This window comes from Confluentibacter lentus (genome assembly GCF_002806995.1).
GTDB classification, from domain to species: domain Bacteria; phylum Bacteroidota; class Bacteroidia; order Flavobacteriales; family Flavobacteriaceae; genus Confluentibacter; species Confluentibacter lentus.
Window position 1 is genome coordinate 61712 of sequence record NZ_NIHE01000002.1, and the last position, 22233, is coordinate 83944.

Genomic DNA, 22233 nt, shown 5'->3' on the forward strand with positions numbered 1-22233 from the left:
AAAATCATAGTAATTTGAAACCATTCACTCGTATTTTAAGTGCCATTTTCTTTTTTTTTTCATTGATATTATGGTCTCAAAACAACAGACCTCAAGAACCAAAAGAACCATTTAATTATACTTCTGAAGACATTACTTTTATTAATTATACTGCGGATAGCATCCCGTTAGCAGGCACGCTTACGTTACCAAAACACATAAAAAATCCACCAGTCGCCATTTTAATTTCTGGTTCTGGCGCGCAAAATAGAAATGAGGAGTTAATGGGGCATAAACCTTTTTTGGTAATAGCCGACTATTTAACTAAAAATGGCATGGCTGTTTTACGTTATGATGATAGAGGAGTTGGAGAATCTAAAGGAAATTTTCAAACGGCTACTACGTTTGATTTTGCTACGGATGTTGAAGCAGCCATTGATTATTTAAAATCCAGAAAGGATATTGATGCTTCAAAAATAGGACTGATTGGACATAGCGAGGGCGGATTAATTGCGCCTATGGTGGCTTCTAGAAATAAAGATATTGCTTTTATAATATTACTTGCAGGACCAGGAATCAATGGGGCTGACATTCTAAAAACCCAAGCAAGAAAAGCTGGAGAATTAGCGGGAACACCAGAAGGCTTTTTAGATGAAAACGAAAGATTAGCAAGCATTATATATGATATTATTAGAACGAATACTGATGAAGATATCATAAAGACAAAAATCACTAAAGCGCTTAACGATTATAAAACAAATAATCCCATGTCCGTGATTGCTCCTTACATAACGCCTGTTATGATTGAACAACAATTAAGCATTTTAAAATCGGTATGGATTTGTAATTTCATTAGAATTGAGCCAAAAGATTATTTAGAAAAAACCACATGCCCAGTATTGGCTTTAAACGGCAGCAAAGATTTTCAAGTGATTCCTGACATTAATTTGGAAGGCATTAAAAATGGGCTAGAAAAAGCAGGCAACAAAGATGTTACTATAAAAGAAATTGAAGGATTGAACCATTTATTCCAAACTGCAGAAACTGGTAGCATGCAAGAATACAACAAAATTGAAGAAACCTTCTCTCCTATGGCATTAGAAATCATTAAAAATTGGATTTTAGAACGGTTTTAACCATTCAACATTTTCCACAGCACATCTTTAAGCTGCGTGATGCCTTGTTGGGCAACCGAAGAAATAAACAGAAATGGAATCGGCAACTCATTATCCAACTCTGCTTTGAGTTCTGCTTTGAGTTCATCATCCAACATATCGCATTTTGAAATAGCAATCAAGCGATCTTTATCCAACATTTCTGGATTGTATCTACGAAGTTCATCCAACAGAATATCATATTGTTTTTTAATATCCTTGGCATCCGCTGGAATTAAAAATAATAGAATAGAATTCCGTTCAATATGTCTTAAAAAATAATGTCCCAAGCCTTTACCTTCCGCAGCGCCTTCAATAATTCCGGGAATATCAGCCATCACAAAGGTTTGAAAATCACGATATTCTACAATTCCCAAATTTGGTTTTAAAGTGGTGAATTCGTAATCCGCTATTTTTGGTTTTGCAGAAGTAATAACAGATAACAAAGTCGATTTACCAGCATTCGGAAAGCCTACCAAACCCACATCTGCCAATACTTTTAATTCTAAAGTAATATGTTTTTCTTCATGTGGCATACCTGGTTGTGCATAACGCGGCGTTTGATTGGTTGCCGTTCTAAAATGCCAGTTCCCGAGTCCGCCCTTCCCGCCTTGTGCAATGATTTTTTCTTCACCGTGTTCAGTGATTTCAAAAATAACATCATCAGTTTCCGTATCTCTAACCACGGTCCCTAAAGGCACTTCTACATAAAAATCTTCACCATCGGCACCTGTACTTCTACTGCTTCCGCCATGTTCCCCATGTCCAGCCCTAATGTGTTTTTTAAACTTCAGATGTAATAAAGTCCAAAGATTTGAATTCCCACGAAGAATCACATGTCCACCGCGACCACCGTCACCGCCATCTGGGCCACCTTTTTCTATAAATTTTTCACGATGTAAATGCGCAGAGCCTTTGCCTCCATTTCCAGAAGTAACAAACATTTTTACATAATCAACAAAATTTCCTTCAGTCATAAAAAAGTTAAAAATTAAAAGTTAAAAGTTAAAAGTTTCTCTCTTTACTTTTAATCTCTTTGTCATTTCTGCAAAAGCAGGAATCCATTTGGACAGATTTAGCAATAAGATTACTGCCTCCGCAAAAACGACAAATTAAAGATTGTCGATGACTTTACTTAAACGACCCGTAATATCCTCAACACTTCCAACGCCATCAACACCAAAATATTTATTTTGAGCCGAATAGTAGTCTTTTAAAATGGCTGTTTTATTGTAATATTCCGTAATTCGATTTCTTATAATGGATTCATCGGCATCATCGGCTCTTCCACTAGTCTCACCTCTTTTTACTAGGCGTTTAACTAAAATATCATCATCTACTTCCAATGCAATCATAGCACTAATAGATGAATCTTTACTTTCCAATAAAATATCTAAGGCCTTTGCTTGTGCACTTGTACGTGGAAATCCATCAAAAATAAATCCATTTGCTGAGGCATTTTTTTCAACTTCAGCTTCCAACATATCAATCGTAACTTGGTCTGGAACTAACTCGCCTTTGTCCATATAAGATTTGGCCAACATTCCTAAAGCAGTTTCATTTTTAATATTGAATCTAAAAACATCGCCAGTAGAGATATGAACTAGATTATATTTTGTCTTTAAAAACTCTGCTTGCGTTCCTTTTCCTGCTCCTGGAGGCCCAAATAATACTAAATTTGTCATGAATTGTGTTTCTTTTATTTGATATATTTCTGGTAAATTTCTTCCTAATCCGTCGTAATCCAAACCATAGCCAACAATAAATTTATTAGGGATTTTCATGCCCACATAATGTATTTTGAAATCCTTTTTATAGGCCTCTGGCTTGTAAAAAAGCGTTGCTATCTTGAGTGATTTGACTTTTTCGTTTTTAAAAATTCTGTGAACCTCTGCCAGCGTATTCCCTGTATCAATAATATCCTCTAAAACGACAACGGTTCGACCTTCTAAATTTTGGGTAAGCCCTATTAAACGCTGAATATCCTCAGTAGATTTCACGCCTTCATAAGATGCCAATTTTATAAAAGTGACTTCACAAGGTTTCGGATACTTTTTTACAAAATCACTGACAAACATAAACGACCCATTCAAAATCCCAACAAACACAGGAATATCATCTCCAGCATCTTTAGATATTTTGTCAACCATCTTATTAATGGCATTTTCAATGTCTTCAGATGAAATAAATGGTTTAAACTCTTTATGGTGCAGCTTTATCAGGCTCATTTAAATTTTTTAAAGACGCAAAGATAATCAATAGATTAACGAATACCCATTTTTTGATTTATGATTTAGGATATTAAATGTATTTTTGCGTATCTAAAACTAGTTTCTGTAACTTATAACATGGCAAATTACTTTTCTTCAAATTTTAAACTTGGTATTCTTGGTGGTGGTCAATTAGGAAAAATGCTGCTTTATGATACCAGAAAATTTGACATTTACACCTGTGTTTTAGAAGCCAGCGACGATGCGCCCTGTAAAATGGCATGCAATGAATTTCATTTAGGCAACTTAATGGATTATGATGCCGTTTACAATTTTGGAAAACAAGTGAATGTGCTCACTATTGAAATTGAAAACGTGAATGTGGATGCGCTAGAAGCTCTTGAAAAAGAAGGTGTGAAAGTTTATCCTGCTTCAAACACCTTACGAACCATTCAAAATAAAGCAACGCAAAAATTATTTTATGTTGATAATGATTTGCCTACATCAGCATTTACCCGTTTTGCGTTTACTTCTGAAATAACTGAAGCCATTGAACGTGAAAGTCTGTCATTTCCTTTTGTGTGGAAATGTGCCCAGTTTGGCTATGATGGCACAGGCGTGAAAATTGTAAAATCCTTTACAGATTTAGAAGGCTTACCAAATGTGGAATGTATTGCTGAAACCTTGGTGCCTTTTAAAAATGAATTGGCGGTTATTGTGGCTCGAAATGCCTCTGGAGACATAAAAACATATCCGGTTGTTGAAATGGAATTCCACCCAGAAGCGAACCAAGTAGAATATGTTATTTGCCCTGCGCGGATTTCGGAAGACGTCGCAAAAAAAGCAACGGATATTGCTTTAAAAACTTCAAAAGCATTCAATCATGTTGGTTTATTGGCAGTGGAAATGTTTCAAACAGAAGATGATGAGATTTTAATAAATGAAGTCGCACCAAGACCCCACAATTCGGGACACCAAACTATAGAAGCTAGTTACACCTCGCAATTTGAACAGCATATTCGCGCTATTTTAAATTTACCTTTGGGAAGAACCGATAGTAAAGTTGGTGGCGTCATGGTAAATTTGGTAGGTGCGGAAGGGCATTCTGGGAATGTGGTTTATCAACATATTGAAACCATCATGAAAATGGATGGGGTAACGCCACATATCTATGGCAAAAAACAAACCCGTCCGTTTAGAAAAATGGGCCATGTAACGATTGTGAACGAAGATTTAAATGAAGCTAGAAAAATAGCAGAACAAGTTAAAAACACTATTAAAGTTATAAGTGAATAAATCACAAAAAACAAGAACCAAATTCCAATTATTTCAGATTAATTCTAAAGTTGGTATTTGAATTTAAAATTTGGAATTTTATGAATAAAGTAGCAGTAATCATGGGAAGCAAAAGCGATTTGCCAGTGATGCAAGACGCCGTTGATATTTTAAAAGATTTTAATATTGATGTGGAAGTTGATATTGTTTCGGCACACAGAACACCCGAAAAATTATTTGATTATGGCAAAAATGCCCACACCAGAGGCTTCTCGGTTATAATTGCCGGTGCTGGTGGCGCAGCCCATTTACCAGGTATGATTGCATCCTTATCACCATTACCTGTGATTGGTGTTCCTATAAAAAGTAGTAATTCTATTGATGGCTGGGATTCTGTGCTTTCCATTCTTCAAATGCCGGGTGGTGTACCAGTAGCAACCGTGGCGTTGAATGGCGCAAAAAATGCTGGTATTTTAGCAGCCCAAATTCTTGGCACTTCTAATCCTGATATTTTAAACAAAGTGATTGATTACAAAAACGGACTTAAAGAAGCCGTACATACATCGGCTAAAAATTTAAAATAAAAAACCCCGAATATAAATTCGAGGTTTACTATCAAGTAATTATTTGAGCTAGTCACTCTTTAAAAACTAATTTAGACTACAAAAATATAAAAAATTTATTATGCATACATAATAAATTTTATTTTTTAACACATTTTTTATCGAAATGGAAAATATATTATTAAAAAATTACCAAACTCCATATAATACCGCTCCTTTTTCAAAAATTAGTAATAATGATTTTCTTCGCGCCTTTAAAAAAGCTATTGAAAATGCTAAAATTGAAATTGATGCCATCGTAAATACTTCTGAACAACCAACTTTTGAAAATACTATTGAAGCTTTAGAGTTTTCTGGTGAGCAATTAGATAGAATTTCCAGTATTTTCTTTAATTTGAATTCCGCTGAAACCAATGAAATCATTCAAAAAATAGCGCAAGAAGTATCGCCGCTTTTATCGGAATTCGGTAATGACATCACTTTAAATGAGGCGCTTTTCAAACGTATAAAATCTGTTTACGATTCAAAAGACACATTGAATTTAACAACCGAGCAACAAACACTGCTCGATAAAAAATATAAAAGTTTTTCTAGGAATGGGGCTAATTTGCCAGAAGATAAAAAAGAAAAATTACGCGAGATTGACAAAAAACTAAGTCAGCTGACATTAAAATTCGGTGAAAATGTATTGGCTGAAACCAATAAATTTGAAATGCTGATTACTGATGAAGCGGATTTGTCTGGTTTACCTGAAGGCGCGATTGAAGCCGCCAAACAATTGGCAGAATCCAAAGAAAAAGGCGGTTGGTTATTCACTTTAGATTACCCGAGCTATATTCCTTTTGTAACGTATGCCAATCATAGAGAACTTCGTAAAAAAATAACCATTGCTGCTGGGAAAAAAGGCTTTCATAATGACGAATTAGATAACCAAAACATTGTTTTACAAATTACAACGCTAAGACATGAACGTGCCAATCTGTTAGGTTACAAAACCCATGCACATTTTGTTTTGGAAGAGCGCATGGCAAAAACACCCGAAAAAGTTAAGAGCTTTTTAAATGAGTTACTTGTTAAAGCAAAACCAGCTGCTGAAAGAGAATTTAAAAATCTTCAAGATTTTGCCAAAGAATCAGATGGCATTCAACACCTTGAAAAGTGGGATGGCACCTATTATTCTGAAAAATTAAAACAAAAATTATTCAGTTTAGATGATGAAAAACTCAAACCGTATTTCAAACTAGAAAACGTGATAAACGGTGCTTTTACGGTTGCCAACAAATTATTCAATTTGCGTTTTGAAAAAATTCAAACTATAGACAAATACCATGAGGATGTTTTAACCTATAAAGTCACAAACAGTAATGGCGAGTTTATTGCGATTTTTTACGCTGATTTCTTCCCTAGAAAGGGCAAACGAAATGGTGCGTGGATGACTTCCTATAAACCTCAATATATGAAAAATGGCCAACAAGAAAGACCACATATTTCCATAGTTTGTAACTTCACCAAGCCAACCAAAAGCAAACCTTCACTTTTAACGTTTAATGAAGTGACTACATTGTTCCATGAATTTGGTCACGCTTTACATGGCATGTTAGCCAACACCACCTACCCTAGTTTGTCTGGCACCAGCGTGTATTGGGATTTTGTTGAATTACCAAGTCAGGTTATGGAAAATTGGTGTTACGAAAAAGAGGCTTTGGAATTATTTGCCACACATTATGAAACTGGCGAAGTCATTCCCATGGATTTGGTTGAAAAAATAAAAGAATCAGCCACCTTTTTACAAGGCATGCAAACCTTACGACAAATCAGTTTCGGATTATTGGATATGAGCTGGCATGGTGGTGAATCGCCAGTGGCCATAAAATCCGTAAAGGAATTTGAAAATAACGCCTTTGCTGGCACACAACTCTACCCAGATGTTCCTGAAAATTGTATGAGTACATCCTTTTCCCATATTTTTCAAGGTGGCTATTCATCTGGGTATTACAGTTACAAATGGGCTGAAGTGCTGGATGCTGATGCCTTTGAATACTTTAAAGAATCTGGTATTTTCAATAAAGAAGTCGCAACCAAATTCAAAGATAATGTCTTATCGCAAGGTGGTACAGAAGACCCGATGGTACTTTACAAACGTTTTAGAGGCCAAGAACCTAAACCAGAGGCGTTGTTGAAGCGGGCGGGATTGATTTAGATTTTTTGACTTTTAGATGGTTAGACTAATTAGATTGGTAGACTATTAAATAACAAAGAATATAAATTTTTACCTTATTTTTGATTTACAAAAAATTGCACCATAATGCCAGAGCATGAAATAAATCCTAGTAAATGGATTGATTTATATTCCGATTACCTTTTCAATTATACCATAACGCGTGTAAGTGATAGGGATTTGGCACAAGATTTAGTGCAAGACACCTTTTTGGCTGGCTTGAAATCCATGAAGAATTTTAAAGGGGAAGCCAGTGAACGCACTTGGCTGATTTCCATTTTAAAGAGAAAAATCATAGACCATTACCGAAAAATAAACTCCAACAAAGGAAAAGCTGAAGTTAGAATTACATATTCCGATGATGAAAGCGAAGGTGATTGGCTCGAAGAACGTGTCGCAGACCCCTTTGATAAAACGGCCGAAGACCTCATGCAGAATAGTGAACTTGGTGATGCTATTTTTGAATGCCTCAGCAAATTACCCGAAAAACAAGCCCAAGTTTTCAGAATGAAAACCATTGAAGGCTATGAAACTGAAGATATTTGTAAAGAATTGAACATCAATGCGTCTAACCTTTGGGTTATAATTCACCGTGCTAGAACGGCTATGGCTAGTTGCTTAGAAGAAAATTGGTTTTAATTATGAGTATAAAAATGAAAATAATGGTTCCTTGTGATGAAGCTCATCATGTTTGCGATAAAACCCAATATAAAGAAAGTTCTTTTTGGGAAAAGTTAAAGCTTTATATCCATTTGATGTATTGCAAGGCATGCAGAAAATATACAAAAAAAAATAAAAAGCTTTCCAGCACCATCCATAAAGCAAAAGTAGAATGTCTAGACAAAAAGTGCAAGGAAGCTATGAAACAAGAATTCGAAAAAGCTTTAAAAGATCAATTGAAATAATTAAAAAGCAACAAAATCACAAGCCATAATATTGGTATTCCTTCCACAAAAAAAGAACTAAAATACGGTCCTTGTTCTTTTTTAGATAGTATTAAAAACAACATCGTTATCACCATAATCACTCCCAAAACAATAAGGTTATTTAAAATTAAGTTGTTTTTAAAAAATTCCAAAATCCAAAAACAGACTAAAAGCAGCACCCCAATAAATTTAGTCCACCGAACGCCTATTTTCTGCGGAATCGTCCCCAACTTCAAACTATCATATTGCAAATCCCTTATTTCAAAAGGAAACATTAAGACTACTATAAATACAAACCGTTGAATACCAGTTAATACAACATCTAAATTAATAGAATGATCATTGTTTATTAATGGCAGAAATACGGTCACACCGCTCCAAACCAAAGCAATGAGATACACTTTTAAACCACTGATGCTTCTTAAATTATACTGATTATCAATAAAAAATCGCTTTGGCAAAAAAGGGATGGCGTAAAAAAACGTCACCAATCCAAAACCTAAAATATAAAGCAAGCTCACCGTGTTCAATTTTAATGTGAAGTAACACAACATTAAAAAACTAAAAAAAGAAAATACCTGAATGGCTTTTAACGATTTTGCCAATCTTCTGTGGTGAAATTTGGCAATCCCAAAATACTTCACAAAATTATAACCAGTTATTGATGAGAAAAATATAAAATAGAGCACATCTGCATCATAAGAAATTTGGAATTCAATCAATGAAATCCATGACAAAGAAAATACAGATAGTGCCACATGAATACTACTGTTTATATAAAACTGAAAGAGCTGTTTTAATAGCTTCATTTTACAAAAATAAGCAAACTGTTAATAACGCTTTTAAATGGTTAAAAACTTTCATTTTTTGAACCAAAAAAGCGTCATTATTTACGTAATTTTGCCACTTAATTTTATCAAATTATATGAACACAAACGCTTTTGCCCTGCGTCATATTGGTCCGAATGAAGACGACCAAAACATCATGTTAAAAACCATTGGAGTAGACTCTCTAGACCAACTTATTAACGAAACCGTTCCAAACGATATTCGTTTAAAAAAAGGTCTGCATTTGGATGAACCGATGACAGAGCATGAGTATTTGCTTCATATTCACGAATTATCCAAAAAGAACAAAGCATACAAAACCTATATTGGTTTAGGATATCACCCAACCATTCTACCGGCTGTTATCCAAAGGAATATCTTGGAAAACCCGGGCTGGTACACGGCTTATACGCCCTATCAAGCTGAAATTGCCCAAGGACGATTGGAAGCCTTGCTTAATTTCCAAACCATGATTACGGATTTAACGGGCATGGAAATCGCTAACGCCTCTTTATTAGATGAAAGTACGGCCGCTGCCGAAGCTATGAATTTGTTATTTGCTGTTCGCGAGCGTGACCAAAAAAAAGCAGGAACTAATAAGTTTTTTGTATCGGAAAATATATTACCACAAACTTTGTCGTTACTTGAAACGAGAGCCATTCCAATCGGTATTAAATTAATTGTTGGTAATGAAGCTGATTTTGATTTTTCTTCGGAATTTTTTGGTGCTATTTTACAATATCCGGGAAAGGACGGACAAGTAACGGACATTAAAACCTTTATAGGTAAGGCCCAAAATGCTCAAATTAAAGTCGCCGTAGCTGCCGATATTTTAAGTTTAATCAAACTGGAAGCGCCCGGGAAATTCGGAGCTGATGTCGTTTTAGGAACTACCCAACGTTTCGGAATCCCAATGGGTTATGGCGGCCCACACGCCGCTTACTTCGCTACAAAAGATGCTTATAAACGTGATTTACCGGGACGCATCATCGGCGTTACAAAAGATCTTGATGGCAATAGGGCGTTGCGTATGGCATTGCAAACCAGAGAACAACATATTAAACGTGATAAAGCAACGTCTAATATTTGTACAGCGCAAGTGTTGTTGGCAGTCATGGCAAGTATGTATGCGGTTTATCATGGTCCGAAAGGCTTGAAATTTATTGCGGACAAAATTCACAATAAAGCAACCACTTTGGCAAATGCCTTAGAAAAATTAGGTTATAATCAAATAAACACGTCTTATTTTGATACGCTTCAAATAAAAACCAATGCTAAAAAAATAAAGAGAGTTGCTAAAGAAAAGAAAGTAAATCTTTATTATCCAGACAGCGAAACAGTGACCATTTCCATCAATGAAACGACAGCGATAAGGGATATTAATTATTTGATTTCAATCTTTGCGGAAGCTGCTAAAAAAGAAACCATCGTCATTTCATCCATCACTGAAGCTAATAATATTGCTGAATCTTTACAACGTCAATCCGATTTTTTAACACTAGATATCTTTAACACCTATCATTCTGAAACAGAATTGATGCGTTATATTAAGTCGTTGGAGCGTAAAGATTTATCATTGAACCATTCTATGATTTCATTAGGCTCTTGCACGATGAAATTAAATGCTGCTTCTGAAATGTTGCCGTTGAGTTGGTTCAAATGGACCAATATTCACCCATTTGCACCCTCAAAACAAGCACAGGGTTATTTAACGGTTTTAAAGGAACTAGAAGATCAACTAACAGAAATTACGGGTTTTGCAGCCACATCATTACAACCAAATTCGGGAGCACAAGGTGAGTTTGCAGGATTGATGGTCATAAAAGCGTATCACGAATCCAGAGGTGATTATCATAGAAATATTTGTTTAATTCCATCATCCGCCCATGGTACCAATCCAGCCAGCGCCGTTATGGCAGGCATGCAGGTGGTGGTTACAAAATCGACTCCAGAAGGGAATATCGATGTTGAAGACTTAAGAGAAAAGGCAGAACTTCATAAAGACAATCTGTCATGTTTGATGGTTACTTACCCATCAACTCACGGAGTTTATGAATCAGCCATCAAGGATATTACAAAAATCATCCATGACCATGGCGGTCAAGTGTATATGGACGGCGCCAATATGAATGCGCAAGTTGGATTAACAAATCCGGGAAACATTGGCGCAGACGTTTGCCATTTAAACTTGCATAAAACTTTTGCTATTCCTCATGGCGGTGGTGGCCCAGGTGTTGGGCCTATATGTGTAGCAAAACAATTGGCTCCTTTTTTACCGGGTAATCCTGTTAAAAAAGTCGGTGGCGAAAAAGCCATTACAGCCATTTCAGCAGCACCTTTTGGGTCGGCTTTAGCATGTTTAATATCCTATGGTTATATAAAAATGTTGGGGGCGGAAGGATTAACGCAAGCGACTAAAATCGCCATATTAAACGCTAATTACATCAAACGCCGATTGGAAGGCTATTTTGACACCTTATATTCTGGTGAAAACGGACGTGCAGCCCATGAAATGATTGTTGATTGTAGAGCTTTTAAAGCCAATGGTATTGAAGTAACTGATATAGCCAAACGTTTGATGGATTATGGATTTCATGCGCCAACTGTATCGTTTCCTGTCGCTGGCACCTTAATGATTGAACCGACCGAAAGCGAAAGTAAAGCTGAAATTGACAGATTTTGTGATGCCATGATTTCCATCAGAAAAGAAATCGATAATGCTTCTAAAGATGATGATAATAACGTCCTTAAAAATGCGCCGCATACTTTAGAGATGTTAACCGCCAATGAATGGTTTTATCCTTATTCCCGTGAAACGGCTGCCTATCCTCTAGACTATGTAAAAAGCAATAAGTTTTGGCCGAGTGTGAGACGTGTGGATGATGCCTATGGAGACCGAAATTTAATCTGTACCTGTGCCCCTATTGAGGCTTATATGGAAGCTTAAAACGGACTTTGAACATCGTAAAATAAAATGAGATTGAATTTACTTTAAATTGAAAGAAACTATCTTGGGACAACAATAAATTATTTTAGGCAAATTCTATTTTATGAATATCAAAATAACCGGAACAGGAAGTTACATTCCAGACATTATCGAAAAAAACGAAAATTTCCAAAATCATGAATTCTTAAATAGCGATGGTTCAACCATAAATCATTCCAATGATGTTATTATTGAGAAATTCAAAGCAATCACTGGCATAAGAGAAAGACGCTACGCCAAGCCTCATTTGAACTCATCAGACATGGCGTTTTTTGCTGCTGAACGTGCCATTGTAGATTCTAAGATAAATCCAGAAGAGTTAGATTATATTATTGTTGCCCATAATTATGGTGATGTTACGACGGATTCCCACCAAAGTGACACCGTGCCAAGTATTGCCTCTAGAGTGAAACATTTATTGGGAATTAAAAATCCTAAATGCGTTGGATATGATATTTTGTTTGGTTGTCCGGGATGGGTTGAAGCTGTAATCCAAGCTTCGGCTTATATCAAGGCCGGCATGGCAAAAAAATGTTTAGTTATAGGTTCTGAAACATTATCCAGAGTTCTTGATCCGCATGACAGGGATTCCATGATTTATAGTGATGGTGCTGGTGCCGTTATAGTAGAATCCACCAATTTGGAAGGCGGTATCCTTGCTCATGAAACGGCTACGTATGCGTTTGATGAAGCCCACTATATTTATTTTGGTGAAACCAATAATCAAGAATCAAAAAGCAAAAGGCGTTATATAAAAATGTATGGTAGAAAGATTTATGAATTCGCCATTACAAACGTTCCTGCCGCTATGAAATCCTGTTTGGACGCAAGTGGTATTGATATTAAAGATCTTAAAAAAATACTCATACATCAAGCTAATGAAAAAATGGACGAAGCTATTGTTCAGCGTTTTTTCAAATTACATGGTATGGAGACCCCAAAAGGGATCATGCCCATGACCATCAATGAACTAGGTAATTCTAGTGTGGCAACCATTCCCACGTTGTTTGATCGCATTTTGAAAGGCGAACTTGAAAACCAAACTATTAGTAAAGGTGATGTTATTATGTTTGCAAGTGTGGGTGCCGGCATGAATATTAATGCTATTGTTTATCAGGTTTGATGAATGTATCTACCCAATAATTCAAGCTATAAACCCACTTCATTTTATAGGTTATAAAAATAATGACACTCGCATTTATACCTACTTTCAAGAATAGGTTTAAAATTGTATTGGTATTTTCAGGCAGTAAATAACAAACAAAAAATACCAAACCAACCATTCCAATAAGTTTTAAATAGTTTTTGTCGAATGGCAAAATTCCAAATTTCTTATAAATAAAAATCAGTTTGAAACAGTTAAAACTTATCATAGCAATTAAAGAGGCATAAGCAACACCTATGATTCCCAAATTGGTTTGTGTTAAAAAGAATAGATTTAAACATATGTTTAATGTGGACAAAAGAAATATCGCTATGATATTAAACTTGTAATACCTTGAATAAGAAATGATTTCGGAATTAAACCCTGTGGACATATTAAAAAGCACATTGAAACCAAGGAGCATTATGATGGGAATGGAATCTACCAACTTGTCGTAAGTAGGCAACATTTTAAAAAACGAATCAATTCCCAAAACTACAGAAGTGTATAAAATCGCACCGATAAAAAACAATAATTTAGCTGTTTCTATATATTTTTTACCTAACTCAATTATACCATCATTTTTTAAATAAGCCGAAATTTTAGGAGCATAAATGGTAAACATACCAAGAGCTGGAATGGCTAATGAGGTTGCTAGCGCTACTCCAATATTAAACGTTCCGTTAGCTTCAAAAGATAAAAACTCTGGAATCATAAAAGCATCAATCCTAAAAGCTAAAAGTGAACCAAAACTTCCTAAAAAACTATAAAAACTGTATTTATAATATTCCTTTTTGGACACTTCTCTAAAAAGCGATTTAAAATTGTAACCGCTATGTAATCTAAAATGCCTAAAAACATACATGGCCATCAAGAAAAGCAATATAAAATAAGAACCAATAAATGCCACTAAGCCACTTATTCTATTTAAATGCTCACATATTAAAAGCAAAAATATAATAGGTAAAGTAACTTTCGGAATTATTTTTTCATAAAGGGTAGGTATTTCCAGTTTCTCAATATTGGTAGCCTGCCTTCTAAATAATTCAACAAAAGCCAAGGAAAATGCCAAAGGAAACGCATAAAACAAATATTTGTAATTTTCCCAATCAACAAAAGTCTTTCCAAATAAAATTAAGGCCAAAATCGCCAAACTTACACCCAAAACAGTAATAATACCATATTTAAAAAGCTGACTTTTATTTTGTTCTGTAAGCGAAGGATAAAAATGAATGAGCGCTTGTGCTCCACCAAAAACCATAACAGGAAAAAGCATTTGCGCGATGCTATCAACATACCTAACAATACCTAAAAACTCCTTGTCATATGGATAAATAAACACTGTAGAAATCACGCCTATGGCTGCGCCAACATAATTAATTATGGTGAACCAAAAGACTTGTTTATGTGTTTTATTGGTTTCCATTATCTATAACTTGAACGAACTTTATAAATTTTAAAAATGCTTAATTTTAATTGAATGAAATAACCCATAAGGATTAAAAAAAGTTTAATAACTTTCGAAAATGAGTAAAACTTCCTAAAGTATTTTGGCAATCCTAAAACAGAACGAAATCCTTTTAAATAAGCCATAACAAGAGAGTCATTTACATTCAAAACGTCAGTTAAAATCTTGAATTTTGATTGTGTAATATCCTTTTTAAAGTGTCTTTTAATTAGTCTGTCATGACAAATTTTAGCATCCTTTACTACCACTATTTTAAAATGATGGAATAACACTCGGCAGACAAAATTCCTATCTTCTCCATAGTGACTAAACATCGGCTCAAAAAAACCGACTTTATGGAGAACGGCTTTCGGAATTAACCAAGCAGCAGCATTTATAAATGGAACTTCGTCTATATTTTCAGAGACAACATTGGTTTTTCTATTCCAATATGTTACAAAATTTTCATCCAAAGTAGTTCCATCCCCAGAAAAATGCAATGGACTTACAATTCCATAATCTTTGTTTTTTTCAGCAACTAAAATTAAATTCCCAATCGTTTCTGGAAAGATCCAAGTATCTTGATTTAATAGAAAAACATAATCGGCTTCTTGGTCTAAAGCTTTGCGAATAGCTATATTATTTGCTTTTCCAAAACCTAAATTTTCATTTAATGATATCAATTGAACATCAGAAAACGGCTTTATTATGGATAGGGTTTCATCAGATGAACCATTATCTACTACAATAGTATTAACTGGATAAATAGAATGCTTTAAAGATTCTAAATTTTTTTGAATCCAACGTTCTCCATTATAAGTAACAATGATTATAAAAACCTTTTTTTGCAAATTTCCTGTTTTACCCAAACAAAAATAAGGATATTTGTATGTAATTTGTATGTAACATGAACTTTTACATCATCATCCCGGCACATAACGAAGAAAGCTCGATTGGTTTGACACTCGATTCTTTGGTGAAACAAACATTAAAGCCAAAACGTATTGTGGTGGTGAATGATAATTCTACAGACAATACTCAAGATATTGTAGAAGCTTATCGTACCAAACATTCATGGATTGAATTAATTAATTCTAAATCTACAAACGAACATTTACCTGGAACTAAAATCATTAATGCGTTTTACAAAGGATATGCCGTTTTAGACACCAATTATGATGTGATTTGTAAGTTTGATGCCGATTTAATTTTTCCTAATAATTATCTTGAACAACTTTCCATGCATTTTAGGAAAAATGATAAACTAGGCATGGCGGCTGGATTTTGTTATATTGAAAAAAACGGGAATTGGATTTTAGAAAATCTAACCAGAAAAGACCACATTCGTGGCGCATTAAAAGCCTATAAAAAAGAATGTTTTCTACAAATCGGGAAATTAAAACCCTCCATGGGTTGGGATACGGTAGACGAACTGCTAGCCAAATATTATGGCTGGGAACTTTTAACCGACGACTCTTTGCAGGTGAAACACTTAAAACCTACTGGAATAAGCTATAACAAAGCCTCAAAATATTTGCAGGGTGAAGCCATGTACAAAATGCGGTATGGTTTTATAATTACCCTAATTTCTGCCATAAAACTAGCTTACAAAAAACGACGGTTTGATTTGTTTAAGGATTATATGGTTGGCTATTTTGAAGCGAAAATAAATAACATAGACTTTTTAGTTACGGAAGAAGAAGGCAAATTCATTAGAAATTTACGTTGGCAAGGGATGTTGAAGTTATTAAAATAAAAACATGAGTTATGAGATGCTTCGACTGCGCTCAGCATGACACCAACAACTAACAACCAACAGCTAACAGCTAACAACTAACAACTAACAACTAACACAACTAACAACTAACAACTAACAACTAACAACTAACAACTAACAACTAACAACTAACAAAATTAATTAAAACTCCAATCCTTGTAATTACTAGTTGCTTCCAGTTTATTTTCCAAACTATCCTCTAATTGTGGAAAAAAATCAATGCCTGTTAATGCTTCAATGGAATCGACCGACACCACAAACTCATATAATGGTTTATTGGATGTTTCATGTGGTATTAAAAAAGCAATCATTTTGGCTTCTCCTGTATTATCAATTAATACTTTATAAAACTGTTTCGGCACAGCAACTTGTTCCTCACCAATAGTTTTCATCTGTCCTTTTAAAACACCACCAGTAACCACAAAAACACCATCATATTTACTAGCCCAATAACGTACTTTTTGTTCTAATCGGTTCCAAATTCCAGAATTAAAATCATGCTCTTGCGGGCTAATATTACTGGTTAAAAAAGTTTCGTCGTGGGCAGACTGATTGTAGTTTCTATCGCCTGCTGGACACAAATGTCCGCGGTCATAACCAGAATTTTTATAGTTTCTCCAATCGGCCGCACCCGTTTTTACAGCGGTATCAATTTCAAAATAAGGACGCTTAAAATTGCTATTGGAAAGATGCTCCTTTTTTAATTCGTAGGCCACCCATTCGGCTTGCTCGTGCGGTTCACTATACGACAAAGAGTATCCTTGATGATGAATTATTTGTCCTGTTGTACTTGTTGGAAGAAAATATTCATTAGTATCACTTTTAGGGTTTTTACCAGAATCAACCAATACGGTTTTTTCTTCATCTTTTAAAAAATGTTCATAGCCATATATGCTTAAAATAAGGCCAATGGCAATTAAAGAATATATGGTTTTCTTACTCAAATTATTCTAAAACAAATTCTAAAGGTTTACCTGTTGACGCATTAGGGAAGCTTATTCCTAAAAATGCCGACATGGTTGGCGCAATATCGATTATCTCTGTTTTTTGAAGTGTCTCACCGTGTTTAATCCCCTTACCAAAAAACAAAAGAGGCACGTGGGTATCGTAATTAAATGAGGAACCATGTGTAGAACCTTTTTCGCTATAAGAAATAACAGAAGGATCTAAAACAAAAACAACATCACCTGACCGTTTTTGATTATAACCCATTTGCAATAAGGATTCAATACCACTTAAAAATACAGAGTTCGTTAAACTTGAGCCTGTATATGCTTTATCAATATGCTTGTAAGTAACAATTTCATTGACGATGACTTGTTGCACATCTTCTAGTATTAAATTCATTTCTAAAAGTTTATTCCTATTCAAAAATATCTGATTGTTAGAAATGTTTTCTATCAAATCTGAAACACCAAATTTAGTTACTAAAAATTGGCTAATCTTCTTCCTAAACTCATTATTATCAAAATAGCCCGCTGGAATTCTATTACTTTGTAAATAAGCTGGGACCTCAACAGCAGCATGGTCTGCGGTTAAAAATACTGTGTATTGATTTTTACCAACATTCACATCCAAATAATTAAACAATCGCTCTAAATCTTTATCTAAACGAATATAAGTATCTTGTATTTCCTTTGAATTTACACCAAAATTATGCCCTATATAATCTGGTGTAGAGTAACTGATAGCCAAAACATCCGTAAAATTATCTTTCCCCAATTGCTCTCCTTCAATAGCAGCAAGAGCAAAATCGGTCGTAATATCATTCCCATAAGGCGACAATTTGATAATGTCGAAATTACCGTTATCTACCTTTAAAGCTTCTAAATCATATGGGAAGGTAGCCGTTTCCTTTCCTTTATAACCTTCTTCAAAGTTGTTTAAATCGCTACCGCTTTCATTATACGTATTAATATCATATAAAGTGTTCCATTCTTTAAAATAGGTAGCAACCGATTTATTATTATTAAAATCTGAAACCCATTTTGGTAACTCATTCATATAAAAAGAACTCGAAATCCAGTTACCTTCATCTTTTCCATGAAACCAATATGCTGCGTTTGCCGTATGACCTGCAGGCAAAATAGAACCTCTATCTTTTAAGGCAATGCCGATTGTTTTGCCTTGCATTTGAGTAAACAGTCTGTTTTCATCTGCAAAAGAGGTGGTTTTCATTCTATGAGGGGACATTTTCCCAGCTTTATCTGTCGTACCAATTGATTCTACTGTCTCATCACCCGCACAATACACAGATTTTTTCTGTTCTTTATCATACCAATCATTGCCTATAATACCGTGATATTTTGGCGTTGTCCCAGTGTAAACGGATGCGTGACCAGGTCCGGTATAGGTTGGCACATAATTAAAATGGTTGTTTTTACAATTAAACCCTTCATCCATCATACGCTTAAAACCACCCTCTCCATATTTATTGTAAAAACGAGTTAAATAATCATAACGCATTTGGTCTACAACAATGCCAACCACTAATTTGGGATTTGATCTATTTGTTTCCTCTACTTTAGAAACGTTATTTTGAGCTTTGCAGGACAGGCTCAAAACAAAAACAACTATCAGGTAAAAACTGTTTTTCATATCTACTTATTATTCGATTGTCAAAAATACAGTTTTAAAAATATCTTAATTTAAAATTAAGGTTAAATACCTCTAACTTTTTTTTACTTTAGCACTATTAAATTTTGATATGTTATACCTACACAATATTGGCACTTATTTTTTAATGATTGTTGAAATGTTTCGAAAACCTACCAAATGGGGGGTTATGAAACAATTGATTTTAAAAGATATAGACGATTTAATCATTGGCTCTTTAGGCATTGTTGCTTTTATATCATTTTTTGTTGGTGGTGTGGTTGCCATTCAAACGGCATTAAACATTAGCAATCCTTTAATCCCTAAAAATCTAGTAGGCTTTGCTACCAGACAATCCATCGTTTTGGAATTTGGCCCTACGTTTATATCCATAATCATGGCAGGAAAAGTGGGATCGTTCATTACCTCTAGCATTGGCACCATGCGTGTTACAGAACAAATTGATGCTTTGGAAGTGATGGGTATAAATTCTTTAAACTATTTGGTGTTTCCAAAATTTATTTCCTTACTGTTATACCCTTTTGTTATCTCCATAGCGATGTTTTTAGGAATTGTAGGAGGTATGATTGCCAGTGTATACGGTGGTTTTAGTACTGCTGAAGACTATATTGCTGGTATCCAGCTTGATTTTAAACCTTTTCATGTTGCCTACGCTTTTATTAAAACCTCTGTGTTTGCTTTTATTTTAGCAACCATTCCTTCCTTTCATGGCTTTTATATGAAGGGTGGTGCACTTGAAGTGGGTAAGGCCAGTACCACATCGTTTGTTTGGACCAGTGTGGTTATTATTCTTTTAAATTATTTACTAACCCAAATGTTGCTGAGCTAATGATAGAGGTTAAAGATTTACATAAATCATTTGGTGGCATTGAAGTTTTAAAAGGCATCAGCACCACTTTTGAAAAAGGGATGACCAATCTTATTATTGGGCAAAGCGGCTCTGGAAAAACAGTTTTCATAAAATGTTTATTAGGTCTTTTCCCTTATGAAAATGGCTGTATTTCTTATGATGGCAAAATATTTTCAGAATTAACGGAAGACCAAAAACGTGATTTAAGGGGCGATATTGGCATGGTGTTTCAAGGCAGTGCCTTATTTGATTCATTAACCATCGCGCAAAATGTGATGTTTCCCTTGAAAATGTTTACCAAACAAAGCAAAAGTGAAATGGAAGATAGGGTCGATTTTGTTTTAAAACGCGTTAACCTCATTGATGCTCACAATAAAATGCCTAGTGAGGCTTCTGGTGGAATGCAAAAACGTGTTGCCATTGCGCGTGCTATAGTAAATAATCCTAAATATTTATTTTGCGATGAACCAAACTCCGGTCTAGACCCAAAAACGGCAATCATCATTGATAATCTGATTAAGGAAATCACAGATGAATACGATATTACAACTGTTATCAATTCACATGATATGAACTCAGTTATGGAAATTGGTGAAAAAATTGTGTTCTTAAAAGATGGATTAAAAGCTTGGGAAGGCTCGAAAGACACCATATTTAAAACTGATAACGAGGTGGTTACCGATTTTGTGTATTCTTCAGAATTGATGAAAAAAGTACGCCAAATGTATATTGAAGAAAAGCAGTGATTAATACACGCGCTTAAGTAATATCGTGTCTAATGACAAACGTTGTTTTAACCATTTTTCCAATTTTTCCTTTTCCTTCAAAATGGCATCCTCTCTCTCTAATGATTTATTCCATTTTACTTCAAAAACAGGAATGGTATCAATTTTAGTAAAATTGGTTTTTATTTCAATAGCATAAGAAAACTGCTCTAAATTGGTGTAATTTATTTTTACTTCTTTTGCAATATCATCAAAAGGAATTTGGTTACGCTCGTATTTTGATAGTTGTTTTAACTTTGCTTCAAGAAAAGTAATTTTTTGGGTTTGGGATAATAAATCCAAGGAATCTCTATAACGAAGCTCTTCCATATATTTAAGATTATCAAAATTCTTAGATTTATTCTGATTAAATATTAACTCCGTATTTTTTAATGCTACATAATTAGTCATTCTTGCCTGAAGCAATGCTATGGTAGTTTCAGGAACATCATCCAAACCAAATGTATTTAGTTCTATGGTTGTTTTACTATCTGAATAATTATAATTAGCATTCTTTTTAATATATTCAGAATGTGGCAATGCGGTTAATTCATTATTAACAAATGCTTTAGCATCTCTCATAAAATTACTTTCCCGCAATACATTTATAAACGTCCAAATAGCTGGAACCATGACCACAATTGCCAATAAGGAAGCAAACCTTGCTGTTCGTTTTCGCCTTGCGGAATTTGCATACTTAAGCATTGGGAAGCGTAATACCTTTAAAACAATGAAAGTTGCAAGGGCAATAAAAATAGTATTGATTGTAAACAAATACATAGCACCGCCAAAATATTGCCAATTGCCTTTTGCCAAACCATAACCTGCCGTACATAATGGCGGCATTAAAGCGGTAGCTATAGCCACCCCAAAAATAACAGATGCTATAGTCCCCCTTTTAGTTCTGGCAATGATGAGTGCAGACCCACCAAAAAAGGCAATAAGTACATCACGAATATCTGGTTTAACACGACCTAAAAGTTCTGAGGTATCTTCGCTTAACGGAAATAAATAAAAGAATAAAAACGCCGTTAGCAAACTAAGACCAATCATAATCCCTAGATTGATAAGGGAGCGTTTCAATGTATCAATATCATTAATGGCTATAGATAGCCCAGCCCCTAAAATAGGTCCCATAAGTGGTGATATTAACATGGCACCAATAACAACAGCAGTAGAATTGGCATTGAGCCCAATAGATGCCACAAAAATAGAACACACTAAAATCCATGCTGTGGCACCTTTAAAAGAAATGTCATTTTTTATGGCTTGAATTGTAGCGTCTCTATCGGTATCTTCCCTAAAATCCAATAAATCCTTTAAAAATTTTATAACGCTTCTAAATAAGCCTTGTGCATCTTTTTTTACGTCTTCTTTAGATTGCTCGACTGATGTTTCTTTTCTGGCTTCATCATCAGAAATAGTGGATTTATTTTCTTCCATTTAAAGTGGTTTAGTTGCTAGTAATAAACTAATATAAGAATAATTCACTTAGT

At 34.6% G+C, this 22233-nt stretch carries 19 protein-coding genes; 11 read left to right on the plus strand and 8 right to left on the minus strand.

Annotation, left to right across the window (positions count from 1 at the left end; genetic code table 11):
* Positions 1–14 precede the first annotated feature (14 nt).
* Positions 15–1115 (plus strand): alpha/beta hydrolase family protein, encoded by a 1101-nt coding sequence (locus tag CDH50_RS04175; protein ID WP_100610665.1) that lies wholly within the window; start codon positions 15–17, stop codon positions 1113–1115.
* Here CDH50_RS04175 and obgE read toward each other — a convergent pair.
* Together obgE and CDH50_RS04185 are read right to left on the minus strand one after the other, a co-directional pair.
* Entirely contained in the window at positions 1112–2110 is a 999-nt protein-coding gene (obgE, locus tag CDH50_RS04180; RefSeq protein WP_100610666.1) for a GTPase ObgE, read from the minus strand. The genes CDH50_RS04175 and obgE overlap by 4 nt on opposite strands.
* 135 nt (positions 2111–2245) lie before the next feature.
* On the minus strand, positions 2246–3355 hold the full coding sequence (locus CDH50_RS04185) for an adenylate kinase (protein WP_100611250.1): 1110 nt from the start codon (positions 3353–3355) through the stop codon (positions 2246–2248).
* Between the two features lie 126 nt (positions 3356–3481).
* Here CDH50_RS04185 and CDH50_RS04190 point away from each other — a divergent pair, with 126 nt between their 5' ends.
* From CDH50_RS04190 to CDH50_RS04210, 5 genes are all read left to right on the plus strand, one after another.
* Positions 3482–4639 carry a 5-(carboxyamino)imidazole ribonucleotide synthase gene (locus CDH50_RS04190; protein WP_100610667.1) on the plus strand — a complete coding sequence of 386 codons (1158 nt, stop codon included), beginning with the start codon at positions 3482–3484 and terminating at the stop codon, positions 4637–4639.
* Positions 4640–4719: 80 nt separating this feature from the next.
* On the plus strand, positions 4720–5202 hold the full coding sequence (purE, locus tag CDH50_RS04195) for a 5-(carboxyamino)imidazole ribonucleotide mutase (RefSeq protein ID WP_100610668.1): 483 nt from the start codon (positions 4720–4722) through the stop codon (positions 5200–5202).
* A gap of 145 nt (positions 5203–5347) precedes the next feature.
* Positions 5348–7381, plus strand: coding sequence for a M3 family metallopeptidase (locus tag CDH50_RS04200; protein ID WP_100610669.1), 2034 nt, complete (start codon positions 5348–5350; stop codon positions 7379–7381).
* A gap of 105 nt (positions 7382–7486) precedes the next feature.
* Complete coding sequence (locus CDH50_RS04205) at positions 7487–8038, plus strand: sigma-70 family RNA polymerase sigma factor (protein ID WP_100610670.1); 552 nt, start codon at positions 7487–7489, stop codon at positions 8036–8038.
* Between the two features lie 14 nt (positions 8039–8052).
* Positions 8053–8304 carry a hypothetical protein gene (locus CDH50_RS04210; RefSeq protein ID WP_100611251.1) on the plus strand — a complete coding sequence of 84 codons (252 nt, stop codon included), beginning with the start codon at positions 8053–8055 and terminating at the stop codon, positions 8302–8304.
* On the opposite strand, the gene CDH50_RS04215 is transcribed toward CDH50_RS04210, so the two are convergent.
* On the minus strand, positions 8292–9134 hold the full coding sequence (locus tag CDH50_RS04215; RefSeq protein WP_100610671.1) for a UbiA prenyltransferase family protein: 843 nt from the start codon (positions 9132–9134) through the stop codon (positions 8292–8294). The genes CDH50_RS04210 and CDH50_RS04215 overlap by 13 nt on opposite strands.
* Before the next feature lie 116 nt (positions 9135–9250).
* Here CDH50_RS04215 and gcvP point away from each other — a divergent pair, with 116 nt between their 5' ends.
* Entirely contained in the window at positions 9251–12100 is a 2850-nt protein-coding gene (gene gcvP / locus CDH50_RS04220) for an aminomethyl-transferring glycine dehydrogenase (RefSeq protein WP_100610672.1), read from the plus strand.
* Positions 12101–12203: 103 nt separating this feature from the next.
* The gene (locus CDH50_RS04225) at positions 12204–13262 is read left to right on the plus strand and encodes a 3-oxoacyl-ACP synthase III family protein (RefSeq protein WP_100610673.1); all 1059 of its coding nucleotides are present in this window, start codon (positions 12204–12206) and stop codon (positions 13260–13262) included.
* Here the strand turns inward: CDH50_RS04225 and CDH50_RS04230 are convergent.
* Both CDH50_RS04230 and CDH50_RS04235 read right to left on the minus strand, forming a co-directional pair.
* Positions 13243–14709, minus strand: coding sequence for a lipopolysaccharide biosynthesis protein (locus tag CDH50_RS04230; RefSeq protein ID WP_100610674.1), 1467 nt, complete (start codon positions 14707–14709; stop codon positions 13243–13245). The two genes, CDH50_RS04225 and CDH50_RS04230, sit on opposite strands and share 20 nt — an antisense overlap.
* Positions 14709–15581, minus strand: a complete 873-nt coding sequence (locus tag CDH50_RS04235) for a glycosyltransferase family 2 protein (RefSeq protein WP_100611252.1) — start codon at positions 15579–15581, stop codon at positions 14709–14711. The genes CDH50_RS04230 and CDH50_RS04235 overlap by 1 nt, the downstream gene beginning before the upstream one ends.
* A 56-nt stretch (positions 15582–15637) precedes the next feature.
* Here CDH50_RS04235 and CDH50_RS04240 point away from each other — a divergent pair, with 56 nt between their 5' ends.
* Positions 15638–16486 (plus strand): glycosyltransferase family 2 protein, encoded by an 849-nt coding sequence (locus CDH50_RS04240; RefSeq protein ID WP_100610675.1) that lies wholly within the window; start codon positions 15638–15640, stop codon positions 16484–16486.
* 158 nt (positions 16487–16644) lie between these two features.
* Here the strand turns inward: CDH50_RS04240 and CDH50_RS04245 are convergent, their stop codons facing one another.
* The gene (locus tag CDH50_RS04245; protein ID WP_100610676.1) at positions 16645–17451 is read right to left on the minus strand and encodes a DNA/RNA non-specific endonuclease; all 807 of its coding nucleotides are present in this window, start codon (positions 17449–17451) and stop codon (positions 16645–16647) included.
* A gap of 1 nt (position 17452) precedes the next feature.
* On the minus strand, positions 17453–19105 hold the full coding sequence (gene pafA, locus CDH50_RS04250) for an alkaline phosphatase PafA (protein ID WP_100610677.1): 1653 nt from the start codon (positions 19103–19105) through the stop codon (positions 17453–17455).
* A 109-nt stretch (positions 19106–19214) separates the two neighbouring features.
* On the opposite strand from pafA, the gene CDH50_RS04255 reads away from it, so the two are divergent.
* Positions 19215–19952: an MlaE family ABC transporter permease gene (locus CDH50_RS04255; RefSeq protein ID WP_100610678.1), complete on the plus strand. Its 738-nt coding sequence runs from the start codon at positions 19215–19217 to the stop codon at positions 19950–19952.
* Positions 19952–20719, plus strand: a complete 768-nt coding sequence (locus tag CDH50_RS04260) for an ABC transporter ATP-binding protein (RefSeq protein ID WP_100610679.1) — start codon at positions 19952–19954, stop codon at positions 20717–20719. Before CDH50_RS04255 ends, CDH50_RS04260 begins: the two co-directional genes overlap by 1 nt.
* On the opposite strand, the gene CDH50_RS04265 is transcribed toward CDH50_RS04260, so the two are convergent.
* Positions 20720–22180, minus strand: a complete 1461-nt coding sequence (locus CDH50_RS04265) for a DUF389 domain-containing protein (protein ID WP_100610680.1) — start codon at positions 22178–22180, stop codon at positions 20720–20722.
* Positions 22181–22233 lie beyond the last annotated feature (53 nt).

Excerpts from the sequence above, each read along its gene's own strand:
- CDH50_RS04190 (WP_100610667.1), top strand. The coding sequence starts at position 3,482 with ATGGCAAATTACTTTTCTTCAAATTTTAAACTTGGTATTCTTGGTGGT.
- obgE (WP_100610666.1), bottom strand. The coding sequence starts at position 2,110 with ATGACTGAAGGAAATTTTGTTGATTATGTAAAAATGTTTGTTACTTCT.
- gcvP (WP_100610672.1), top strand. The coding sequence starts at position 9,251 with ATGAACACAAACGCTTTTGCCCTGCGTCATATTGGTCCGAATGAAGAC.
- CDH50_RS04225 (WP_100610673.1), top strand. The coding sequence starts at position 12,204 with ATGAATATCAAAATAACCGGAACAGGAAGTTACATTCCAGACATTATC.
- CDH50_RS04265 (WP_100610680.1), bottom strand. The coding sequence starts at position 22,180 with ATGGAAGAAAATAAATCCACTATTTCTGATGATGAAGCCAGAAAAGAA.
- CDH50_RS04210 (WP_100611251.1), top strand. The coding sequence starts at position 8,053 with ATGAAAATAATGGTTCCTTGTGATGAAGCTCATCATGTTTGCGATAAA.
- CDH50_RS04200 (WP_100610669.1), top strand. The coding sequence starts at position 5,348 with ATGGAAAATATATTATTAAAAAATTACCAAACTCCATATAATACCGCT.
- CDH50_RS04215 (WP_100610671.1), bottom strand. The coding sequence starts at position 9,134 with ATGAAGCTATTAAAACAGCTCTTTCAGTTTTATATAAACAGTAGTATT.
- CDH50_RS04240 (WP_100610675.1), top strand. The coding sequence starts at position 15,638 with ATGAACTTTTACATCATCATCCCGGCACATAACGAAGAAAGCTCGATT.
- pafA (WP_100610677.1), bottom strand. The coding sequence starts at position 19,105 with ATGAAAAACAGTTTTTACCTGATAGTTGTTTTTGTTTTGAGCCTGTCC.
- purE (WP_100610668.1), top strand. The coding sequence starts at position 4,720 with ATGAATAAAGTAGCAGTAATCATGGGAAGCAAAAGCGATTTGCCAGTG.
- CDH50_RS04260 (WP_100610679.1), top strand. The coding sequence starts at position 19,952 with ATGATAGAGGTTAAAGATTTACATAAATCATTTGGTGGCATTGAAGTT.
- CDH50_RS04205 (WP_100610670.1), top strand. The coding sequence starts at position 7,487 with ATGCCAGAGCATGAAATAAATCCTAGTAAATGGATTGATTTATATTCC.
- CDH50_RS04230 (WP_100610674.1), bottom strand. The coding sequence starts at position 14,709 with ATGGAAACCAATAAAACACATAAACAAGTCTTTTGGTTCACCATAATT.
- CDH50_RS04255 (WP_100610678.1), top strand. The coding sequence starts at position 19,215 with ATGTTATACCTACACAATATTGGCACTTATTTTTTAATGATTGTTGAA.